The organism is Streptomyces sp. NPDC056479 (genome assembly GCF_042795335.1).
Lineage (GTDB): Bacteria > Actinomycetota > Actinomycetes > Streptomycetales > Streptomycetaceae > Streptomyces.
Genome location: NZ_JBHTRZ010000007.1, coordinates 532993 through 543108, shown reverse-complemented (window position 1 = coordinate 543108; position 10116 = coordinate 532993). Strand labels below are relative to the sequence as shown.

Below are 10116 nucleotides of genomic sequence, written 5' to 3'. Positions count from 1 at the left end.
GGGGCGTGGAGGGCGGCTGTTGGTGGTTTTTTTTTTGGGAGGGAACCCCGGGGTGGGAAAGAAAAGAAGGGGGATAACACCCCGAAGGGTGGGGGGGGGGGGGAGGGGGGTGGTGGTTTTCTCCCCCCCCCCCGATCCGATGTCTAGGACACCTTCGCGGGCAACGCCACGAGAGCGTAGGAGTCGCTCTCGAGGCCTGCACCTACCGAGGTGACGTACAGGACGCCCTCGTGCCAGAACGGCCAGGCGCCGACGCCCATGTTCTTGTCCACCTTCTCCGGATATTCGGCGACTGTCGTCATCGCGCCATCCTCGGGAGCGAATTCCACCAGCTTCGGCTTCTCATCGCCGTCGGTGACGTATGCCAACAGACGCTCGCTACCCGTATCCCGCAGCGGAATGTACTCAATGGTGTTGGAAGCCGGTGCCTTCCACAGCTCCTTGCCACTGTCCAGGTCGTAGGCGACGAGCGTCTTCGACTCCCCGTCGGTGCTCTCCTTCTCGCCCATCCCCATGAGGAGGATGTCCCCGACGCCCGCGACCTGGCGCATCGGGCTTCCGTTCTCCTCCGGAATGAGGTAGTACTTCTCCGCCATCTTCGGGAGAACACCGCGGCGTTCACCGGATGTCTCATCGAGGGCGAACACACCCTTCGCCTCTCCGCTCAGGACCAGCGGAGAGGTGGAAAGCGCGATCTCGGCCTCAGCCTCGCCAAAACGCTTCGTCCATTGCGCCTTTCCGGTGGCCGGGTCGACGAGCGAGGCCTCGGTCCAGCGTTCTCCCTCGAATTCGTCTCCCTCAAGGCACGAGGTGGTGCGGATCAGATTCTTGCCACCGGTATACGTGCCGCTCTCACAAGCACTCGGCACAACCTTCTTCACATCCCAGGCCGTTGCACCGTCAGCGGCCTTCAGCGCCACCTGCTCCCGATCGGTGGTGATCACGACCGCCTCGGCCGTACGCGCCAGGGCCAGTTTCGTACCGGTCTTGAACTCGTCCTTGATCTTGAAGCCCCGGTGCCACAGCTCCTTGCCGGAGTTCAGGTCGTACGCGACGACGTGATCGCATTGACCGTGCGCTCCCGCCATACCCGAGGCGCCGTAGGCGACGATGCCGATTCCGCTGTCAGAGACGGATGGCGCCACGCAGGCCTGATTTCCCGCGCCGGGAAGCGGCGTGGCCCACAACTTCTCACCCGTGTCACGGTCGTAGGCCTTCACACCACCGGACAAGGTCTGGATCACGGCCTTGTCGGTGAACCAGGTGCCGTCCACCTCCTGCTCGCCGAGGCCCCATTCCGACTTCGACGGCACGCTCCACAGCGGCTTGGTGCCGGAGCCCACCATCACGTACCACGCGGCCCCTCCGGCGCCGGCGAGCACAACGAGTGCGACGACGAGCAGCACGATCAGCCCGGTCTTCTTCTTCCGCGGACGCGAGGCCGGTGCGGGCGCGCCGGGAAAGTGCGGTGGCTGCCCCGGCTGGCCATAGCCAGGCTGGGGACCCATCGGATACTGCCCGGGCGCCGACTGCTGCGGATAGCCGTAGCCGGGCTGCCCCGGCGGTGTCGCGGACGGCTGCTGCGGATAGCCATACCCCTGCGGCGGCGCGTGCCCCTGCTGGGGTGGCAGGGGAGGCTGCTGCGGCGGAGGGGGCTGCTGACCATACGGGCCGGTGCCCGGCATGGGTCCGTTGGCGCTCATCGGCTGTTGCTCCTGACGTACTGGGCCCAGGCGGTCTCGAATTCGTCCTCGTTCATGCCAACTGCGTTTTGCAGCTGCTGATCAAGGTTCTTGGGCTGCCGGTAGTGATCCACGATGAACTGGAAGAATGCGGACTCGCCGCCCTGCTCCGCGATGAAGCGCGTGGCCAGATAGCTCAGGGCATAGTTCGCACCAACGGTGTCGTACTTCAATTCGAAGTCCTGTCCGGGCAGCTGGCCGTCGAACTCCTGGCCTGCCAGACTCCCTCGGATCCGTTCCTCACCCTGAGCCCGGTCGAACCGGTGGGACACATACTCTGCGAATCCCTCGACGGCCCAGGCCCGAATGCTGTTCTCCTCGTCATCGCTGTATGCGCCGGGGTCCTGCGGTTGAATCAGCGCGTGCGCGATTTCGTGCCGCGAGATGTCCCCGACACCCGCCCGCCAAGCGGACGAGGTGAAGCGGCTCGTCGAGGTGTCCATCTTGATGCGCGCCCCGCCGTACTGGAGCTCGTTCTCGTCCCCGCTGTAGCCGGCGTTGAAAGCAGGCATGGGCACGCTTTCTCCGGCGTCCCACCCCAAGTCGCTACCATCGTTGTTGTACAGCTTCGTGTACGTCTTGCGGTCCGGCTCAAGGACTACGAGGAAGCCATCGGGCGTGTTGGAAACCGAGGACGTATTCGTTCCCCACAGTTCGAGGTCCTTCTTTGCGCTGTCCTCGACGATGGGGGCGAACCGATCGGCGTCAGCGGCGTTCTTCTTGGCCGAGATCGTGATGGTGTGCGCCTGGCGCTTGACGTACATGTCGTCGTAGACATCCCAAGGGGCCGGATAATAGACCGCGTTGGCCAAGGCGTTCGCCCCCGGCGAGCCCCCGACCTGGCTGATACGCGGCTCGGCGGACTCGGACTCCTTCTCGACCGTCCATCGGTACCACTCGGAGACCGGCCTTACATCAACGCCCTTGATCTGATGGACGAAAGCGACGTCCAGCGTGAGCCTCACATCGGAGCCGTACTCGTCCGAGCCGTCGCCCGTCTGCTTGAGAACCATGTACTTGCTCTCCGTGAAGGGGAGCTTTCGCAGATTCTTGAAGATCTTGCGCTGCTCGTTCTTCGCCGCGCCCACGAAGGGCTCCAGGAACCCGTCCTCGTCGCCGCTCTTCAAAGCATTCGTACGGCCGTTGAGCAGCGTGCTGATCTCGTCCGAGCTCAATATCTGCTGTTCGTCGTCGCCACCGCCCTGGGCACCCGGCAGCGAGCCGCCGCCGCTGGCGTTGTAGAGAGCCAGTCCACCGACCGCGAAGACGGCCACCACGGCGAGGACCAGCAGACCGATGACGACGCGCTTCAGCCCCTTGCCCTCGCCGGAGTTGTCAGGCGGGGGTGGGGGTGGCGCGTACCACCCTTGCTGCTGGGCCGGCGCCCCGTACGGGCCGGCGTTCCCCGGCGCCCCTGGTGGGGTCGAATAGGACATGACTACCTCTCACGCGGACATTCCGGTGGGGGCGTGATGCGTCCGGGCCACACACGGCACACAGCAGAGGCCTGGGTGGCTCACCCAGGCCTCGATGGGCAATGCGTGCAGGCTCTTTGAGCGGCACTCACACTGCCCGACTCACCTTCCCCCTCAAGTCACGTAACACCCTATGACGTTGGGCGACGCGGCCGTTACTGTCGGCATGGGACTTCGGTGCAGGAACTGTGACCAGATGGTGCGCAGAGTCCTTCCTTTGAGGTCTGGGCCGCGAAGGGCAACGCGCCTCTGTCGCCGGCTCGTGGCGCTGATCAGCGCGGGTCCTGGCGCATGAGAACAGCGATCTCGGGGCGGCTCTCCGGCGAGTCAAGTGGCGGCAAAGGCCCGGTCAGGGCACCTGATCAGGGCATGTATGGTGCCGTAGAGGCCTGGGTGATCATCCGATTCACCCGGGCCCCTTGCGTCCAGAGCCGAGCAGGGAGAAACCGGCCCATGGGGGACCACTTCAAGACGGACATCGGGCAACTCGAGCAGTTCCTGACGAATCTGGAGAGATGCGTCGACGAGCTGAACGAGGCGCGGTCCGCTCTCGACCACGTGCGGGCAGACCAGATCGGCACCGCTCGGCTCGACGAGGCCTGTGACAAGTTCCAGGACGAGTGGAAGTACGGGTCCGACAAGACCAAGGAACTGGTCGACGAGATCAAAGAGGGCGTGAAGTCCAACAAGCAGGCCTACGAAGAGGTTGAGGAAGCCTTGGAGAAGGTGCTCAAGCAGATCGCGGACAAGAGCACCTCGGGTGCCGGCGGAGGCGGTAAGTAGTGGCCGCGAACCCGTACCCGAACATCGGCTGGAACCCTGTACCAGGCATCCCCGCCGAGGTCACCAAGCTGCAGCAGAGGGTGGCCTCAGCCGCGACGGCACTTGAGAACACGCACCGTCAGCTGACGAAGCTCACCGGCGAGAGCAGCTACTGGGAGGGCGACGCGGCCGAGGAGTTCCGCAAGTCCATCGACGGCGACCTGACGAAGTACATCAAGAAGGCCGCCTCGGCGCTGCGCTCCGCCTCGAAACAACTGCACAACTGGGATGGCCAGTTGGCCTCCAACCGAGGGCTGGCGAGGAAGTACGACGACGAGGCCGCCGAGAAGAAGGCTGCGGCCGACAAGGCCAAGCACTCCTACGACCAGGCCGCCCAGCACCCGGACCTCAAGCTCGCCAACCAGACCTTCCCCTCACAGGAGGAAGCCGACGACGCGACCGCGCGGCTGCGCTCCGCCGAGCGGGAGCTGAACGAGGCAAGCACGGCCGTCACCAAGGCCAACAACGAGTACGAGTCGCTCAACCGCAAGATCAAGGAGCTGGAGTCCGAGCACTCCCACGAGGCCGAGATCATCGCCAAGGCGCTTGAAGACACGGCCGAGAAGGCCCCGGACAAGGGCTTTTGGGAGAGCGTCGGCGACGTCCTCGAGTCGGTCGGCAAGTTCCTGGCAGAGCACGCGGGCACCATCGGCGCCATCGCTGGTCTGCTCGCGCTCTTCCCCGCCCTGGCCCCGATCATGGGACCGATCGCGCTCATCGCCAGCGCCGTGTCCATGGGCAAGAACCTCTCCGACGAAAAATTCCGTAGCGATCTGTTCGGCGGAGGCAGCGGCATGGATCAGTTCGCTGCCTGGGCCTCCCTGGCCGGCGACACGGTCGGCATGATTCCAGGCGGGAAGGCCCTGGGCCTCGCGGCGAAGGAAGGCTTCGAGAGCGTGGCGGACGGAGCCAACCTGGCTTCGAAGACATGGGCCGGTGTGAAGGGCGGGTTCTTCGGCGTCGGCCGCTCGGCACTTGATGATGCCAACGACGCCTGGCGCGTTGCCGGTGAATCCGCTGGGGGTTCGGGACTGCTGATGGCTGAGATCAGCGTCAATGGCCTCAACGTCGCCGCGAACGCCATCTCCTCCGCGGAGAGCTTCGGCGCAGTGGATGAGGATGGCACTGAACACAACGCCGCCGAGGGCACGAAGGCCGCCGCTACGGCGCACAGCATTGCCGGATTGCTGGGGTTCCTGTGATCGGCCGCGCGATAGTGAGGGCAGCACATAACCGTGACTGAAGCGACCATTGCCGTGGCTGACACCCGCAAGCCGACCTTCTGGTATGGACTGCCCGTCGGGTATGTGTCCCTGGACCTCCATCCTCCAGTGGAGCGACTCATGGGAATCGTCAATCGACTTCGTGGGCTGCCCGAGAAGGAACGCGACGAGGCGGACCGGGCCCTCCGCCTGTACGCGGGGATCGTCAGCCTCCTGAACACCAACCGGGTGCAGGAGTGTGCCCTCGGGGTCCATCCCGACGACTCCCGTGGCTTCACGACGTCTGTGTTCACCGTGTCGACGATGCCGACGGGGGGCAGCAGTTCGAAGCTCATTGTGGCCGGCCTCGCGGGTGGCGCTGCGGACGGACGGAACGAGGGCCTGCGCCCGCTGGACCTGCCGTGCGGTGTCGGTTTCCTCTCCGAGAAGCGGTCGCCCGCCCCGCGGTCGTCCCGGCCGACAGAGGCGAGTGACGCGACCCCGAGTCACACCTGGCAGGGGACCGTCGCAGTAGCAGCACCGAGCACCCCGGAGCTCATTGTCCTTCAGATGGTGACACCGGATCTCGACTCCACCGACGCCTACCGGGACATACTGCTCGGGATCGCACGCACGCTGACGTTCACTGATCCCAATGACGCAGCGGCCGAGGATGCGGGACAGGAGCCGGAGCCGCTGACCGGCGGCGCCGCCGCCATGCGGAACGACTTCGGATAGCACCCAGCCGGGCTGGGCCGACAGCAGGAGAGGCAATGCCAGGAAACACTCAAGGTGCATACGCATCGGGAACATTGGACACGACCACGCTGCGGCGAAAGCTGACCGGTCGGGTGTGGTGGACCGGTTTCCGAAACGGCGGGATCTACGCCCTCATGGCTTTCGGGTCACCGCCTCTGACCGGCGTCGTCCGGGACGGCAGCCTGCCCTGGCTCGTCTACATCATTGCCCCATTCACGGGCGTGGGTATCCTCGGCCTGCTAGCCACGCTCAAGACCATCCCGGTCGCGGTCCTCCTCACGCGCACCTGCCGCAGGACTCTGGCCCAGTACTCCTTCGACACCTTCTGTCCGCAGATCACCAAGGTGGACGGCGCCGAGGCGACCAAGGGCCGCCCGAAGAGCATGACGCTCACGCTGCACACCGCTGAGGGCCAAGAGTCGCCGCTGATGCGGATGAACCCGGTCCCGCGGCGCGGCCCGTGGCACAATCCCTGGCCCGAAGGCATCGACAACGGCGTGTACGTCGCGGGCGATCTTCCCTTTGGCGCGGTCGGATATGTACCGAACAGCGGGACGTTCTTCCTCATGCAACCCGACGACTGGGACGCGACCGCACAGGATCGCAACACGGCGGCCCCCGAGCGCGTGAGCAGGGCGCAAAACGCCGACCTCACCCGACGGGTTATCTAGCAGTGTCAGTCGAAGTCGGTGCACATGAAGCGAACCTGAAGCACCCCAACGCCCGATGCTGTCGAGGGTCCAGCCGCTGAACGTGTCAGCCGCGCACCAAGCGTGTACTCCATGCCCTTGGGCCAGCATCAATAGGTCCTGGTGGGCGTAAACAGCTTCCCGGTGCCCGGCTCGGCCTTCGACAACCGGGCCGCATGGGTCACAGCACGGACCATAAACCCAGTCCGTCTACCGTTCACATGTTGGAGGAATGATGACCATGCCGGAACTTCCCGACATGGGGGATCCGATTCCGCGCGAGGGGCCAACAGAAACCAAGTATCTATTCCACAGGAACGCGTTGATCTTCTTTGGCATTGCATCGCCGTGGATTTTCATCTACATTTCGACGCGAAATATGGGACTCTTTTGGATTTCAGTACTGAATCTGATCGGCATGTACACGGGATTCTATATCATCATCCGCGCCTGGCGGCAAAACCAAACTCGTCGCACGTATGTGGCGCTGGCTAGTTCGATAGCATGCTTGATCGTCTGCACATCGCTATTCAGCTTGCTGAACTGAATGGCATCCCGCCTCCCCCATTGCGCGGTCTTCCGCGTGATGGAAAGGGCGAAGCTTCGAGTGAAGTGAGCCTTTTCAGCGCTGCTGCCGACTGCTTCCGTGTAGGCGTACTCGGCAAGCGCCGGGATGCCCTAGCTCCCGCACACCCGGATGATCCAGTTGAGTGCGGGACGTGCTCAGGGTTGTGGACTTGGCCGAACAACCGGGGTGAGATGCACGGCGCTTGGGGTATGCCGACCTGGCCGTCGCCCCACCGATCACACTGCCTAGGGTGGCATCCACGTTCGCGGAAGCCACGCAGCAGGCTCGGCAGCGCGGTTCCTGGCAAGCAGGCCGATGACACCAAGACGACGAGGACCTGAGGAGAATTCCTTCTCAGTTCATCTTGGCCGGCGGCTGATGCCACGCATATTCGGCGGGGTGTGCTGCGGCGTCGTCCTCGCCCTGGCGGGCCTCGATCAGCCTACTGGCCTTGGCGCGGAGGTTCTTGCGCATAGGGACTGGGGTACTGAGGCGGTTGTCCGGAAGGAGCGGTGTGTCCCTGATAAGGATTGGGCGAGTACGGCTGCTGGGCAGGCAAGTGCATCGGTTGACTCGGCGGATAGCCAAAGTGAGGGTTCGCTGCCGTGCCAGAGCCGACCGGGCCCGTCCTCGAGTGGCGGCGGCTCCTGATCAGGGAGAAGACGACGACTGCGGCAATCACGGCTCCGATGCCGACGACGCCGAAGACAAGAATAATGGCGCCCATTGAGGAGAGTCCCTTCTCGAATCCTGGCTCGTTGCGATGTAGTTGTTGGGGTGTCTCGTCGGCCAACTCGATTCGGCCGGGCACGCTCAGGTGCCATGCCCTGCGTACCTCAGTGCAAGACCCAGCAAGTGCTACTGCATTGTGGCCCCGCCCCTTTCCCCCGGTCAGAACTGCCAGTACTGGGCGATGCGAAGAGCTCTGGGGTGCACTCACCGCGTCACAGACGCCTGCGCCAGGCGCCGGTTCCCGTGAGGGCATATCGATAGAGGCGTTTCTGCGATGGCGCTATCACTGCAGAATCGCGAGTACGACAAGGCAGAGCAGCAGGGTCACTGCGTGAGTGCTCGCCCCCCACCGTTTCAGAGCGCGATTGTCATCGCGATATCCGCGCAACATGATCAAGAGACCTGTGTAGGTGCCGATCAGATCGAGCACCGTCAGCCACAAGAACTTCCCGGACATGATTGACATCACCAGGAGCAGCAAAGGGGCGATGACCGCGAGCCCGAGCAAGAAGGTGGTCAAAAAGTTCGCCGTGCGCGAAGCCATCTCGTCGGCAGCGGTTTGGGAATTTAGGTCCGCTAGTTCCGGGTCCACAGCGTCTCCGATCTGCTCGCCTTGCTGGTGCCGTTCTTCAAGGGGACTGCGAAGTCGTCACCCTGGAATTACCGCAGGCGAGGAAGAGAACCGCCCACCTACTGCCCTTGATGCGGGGGCTGTTGAGCGTAGGGGTTCGGGTGCTGCGGGGACTGGCCGGGAGGGGCGGGGTACCCCTGGTTGGGAGCCGTGTTGGGGTACTGCTGGTAGCCCGTCGGGGGCTGAGGCGGGTAGCCCGTGCCGTGAGCCGGAGTTCCGCCGCCGGAGCCGGGGCCGCCGTTTCCTCCGTTGCGGCGGCTGCGGAGTACCGCGAAGAGGATGCCGCCGATTACCAGCACTGCGGCTGCGATGCCGACGATGAGGAGCAGACTGCCCGAGGAGGACTTCTTCTTTTTCTTGGCCGCCTGGCTTGTGCTGTCGTTGTCGTCCGAGCCCGCGGCTGAATTCGTGGAGGTGGACGACGAGCCCTTGATTAGAGGGTTTCCCTTGGGGCCCTTGGGAATGTTCATCGTCATTGCCGTACCAGGGCGGGCGATTCCGTAGCCGAGTTCCTTGTCGGGCGCTGTCTTGCCCTCATTCTGGAGGAAGGAAGCTGACTTGATGAGGCGGTTGATGATCTGACCTGCGGTTAGATCAGGGTACTTGGAGCGGAGGAGTGCGACGATGGCTGATACATAGGCAGTTGATCCAGAAGTACCATTTGCCACCACGTAACCACTGCTACTAGTCGGGTCGGCCTGAGGGGTTTCCACTCCGGGCGCCGCGACAGTGACGTTTCCGGTGTTTGATTTAGTCCAGAAGTTGAGCCCTTGATCCACCGCGGAGACAGCCACAACACCGGGGAGAGCAGCCGGATAGTTGACGTTACCTGCGTCGTTGCCTGCACCTGCCACAACGACAACATCTTTGGACTGTGCGTACGCGATAGCTTTGGCGGCCTTTGAGCCAGGATAAGCCGTCGAGTCATTTAGCGACAGGTTAATTACCTTCGCACCCTGATCCGTCGCGTAGCGGACTCCAGCAACCCAATCTTCCGTGACTAGCTTGTCCCCATTTTGGCCAGTTCGAACTGGCAGGATCTTAGCTTTTGGCGCAAGTCCCATAACGCCGGAAGAATTATTCATTCCATGGCCATGACCAGCGATCAGGCTAGCCATACCCGTACCGTGTCCGTCATCATCTTTGTGAGGGTCGCCTGCGCTGGTGAAATCTTTACCTGCAAGCACCTGTCCAGTTAGATCTGGATGACTGGCATCGACCCCTGAGTCGATGACAGCAACGGTGACTCCAGCCCCTTGTGATGTCTTCCATACTTTTTCTGCGTCATACACGGTCAGGGGCCACTGAGCATCTCGCACTTGATCGGCCGACGCCATTGGCGCCGAAGTGAGGAGCAAGGCTCCCGTCAAAGCCACGACGCCAGTCGTGGACGAGACTCGCTTCAAACGCAATTCCCTGCTCCTCACTCAACCATGACTGGGTGCACCAGCCTTCATAGGTGGGCGGACGACTCCCCGTCCGGCCCATTGACGTAC

At 63.6% G+C, this 10116-nt stretch carries 9 protein-coding genes; 5 read left to right on the top strand and 4 right to left on the bottom strand.

Annotated elements, in window-relative coordinates:
• Positions 1 to 143: 143 nt before the first annotated feature.
• Complete coding sequence (locus ACFQ6S_RS28715) at positions 144 to 1703, bottom strand: PQQ-binding-like beta-propeller repeat protein (RefSeq protein WP_383415722.1); 1560 nt, start codon at positions 1701 to 1703, stop codon at positions 144 to 146.
• The gene (locus ACFQ6S_RS28710) at positions 1700 to 3178 is read right to left on the bottom strand and encodes a hypothetical protein (RefSeq protein ID WP_383415720.1); all 1479 of its coding nucleotides are present in this window, start codon (positions 3176 to 3178) and stop codon (positions 1700 to 1702) included. The genes ACFQ6S_RS28715 and ACFQ6S_RS28710 overlap by 4 nt, the downstream gene beginning before the upstream one ends.
• Positions 3179 to 3670: 492 nt before the next feature.
• Here ACFQ6S_RS28710 and ACFQ6S_RS28705 point away from each other — a divergent pair, with 492 nt between their 5' ends.
• From ACFQ6S_RS28705 to ACFQ6S_RS28685, 5 genes are all read left to right on the top strand, one after another.
• Positions 3671 to 4000, top strand: coding sequence for a hypothetical protein (locus ACFQ6S_RS28705; protein ID WP_383415717.1), 330 nt, complete (start codon positions 3671 to 3673; stop codon positions 3998 to 4000).
• A complete protein-coding gene (locus ACFQ6S_RS28700) occupies positions 4000 to 5241 on the top strand; it encodes a putative T7SS-secreted protein (RefSeq protein ID WP_383415715.1) in 1242 nt (413 codons plus the stop codon). The genes ACFQ6S_RS28705 and ACFQ6S_RS28700 overlap by 1 nt, the downstream gene beginning before the upstream one ends.
• A gap of 141 nt (positions 5242 to 5382) precedes the next feature.
• Positions 5383 to 5979: a hypothetical protein gene (locus ACFQ6S_RS28695; RefSeq protein WP_383415712.1), complete on the top strand. Its 597-nt coding sequence runs from the start codon at positions 5383 to 5385 to the stop codon at positions 5977 to 5979.
• 74 nt (positions 5980 to 6053) lie between these two features.
• Positions 6054 to 6671 carry a hypothetical protein gene (locus tag ACFQ6S_RS28690; RefSeq protein ID WP_383415709.1) on the top strand — a complete coding sequence of 206 codons (618 nt, stop codon included), beginning with the start codon at positions 6054 to 6056 and terminating at the stop codon, positions 6669 to 6671.
• A 259-nt stretch (positions 6672 to 6930) separates the two neighbouring features.
• Complete coding sequence (locus tag ACFQ6S_RS28685; protein ID WP_383415707.1) at positions 6931 to 7236, top strand: hypothetical protein; 306 nt, start codon at positions 6931 to 6933, stop codon at positions 7234 to 7236.
• A gap of 1036 nt (positions 7237 to 8272) precedes the next feature.
• Here ACFQ6S_RS28685 and ACFQ6S_RS28680 read toward each other — a convergent pair.
• On the bottom strand, positions 8273 to 8581 hold the full coding sequence (locus ACFQ6S_RS28680) for a hypothetical protein (protein WP_383415704.1): 309 nt from the start codon (positions 8579 to 8581) through the stop codon (positions 8273 to 8275).
• A gap of 98 nt (positions 8582 to 8679) precedes the next feature.
• Entirely contained in the window at positions 8680 to 9996 is a 1317-nt protein-coding gene (locus ACFQ6S_RS28675; RefSeq protein ID WP_383415702.1) for a S8 family serine peptidase, read from the bottom strand.
• Positions 9997 to 10116: the final 120 nt, after the last annotated feature.

Excerpts from the sequence above, each read along its gene's own strand:
- ACFQ6S_RS28715 (WP_383415722.1), bottom strand. The coding sequence starts at position 1,703 with ATGAGCGCCAACGGACCCATGCCGGGCACCGGCCCGTATGGTCAGCAG.
- ACFQ6S_RS28710 (WP_383415720.1), bottom strand. The coding sequence starts at position 3,178 with ATGTCCTATTCGACCCCACCAGGGGCGCCGGGGAACGCCGGCCCGTAC.
- ACFQ6S_RS28705 (WP_383415717.1), top strand. The coding sequence starts at position 3,671 with ATGGGGGACCACTTCAAGACGGACATCGGGCAACTCGAGCAGTTCCTG.
- ACFQ6S_RS28695 (WP_383415712.1), top strand. The coding sequence starts at position 5,383 with ATGGGAATCGTCAATCGACTTCGTGGGCTGCCCGAGAAGGAACGCGAC.
- ACFQ6S_RS28685 (WP_383415707.1), top strand. The coding sequence starts at position 6,931 with ATGCCGGAACTTCCCGACATGGGGGATCCGATTCCGCGCGAGGGGCCA.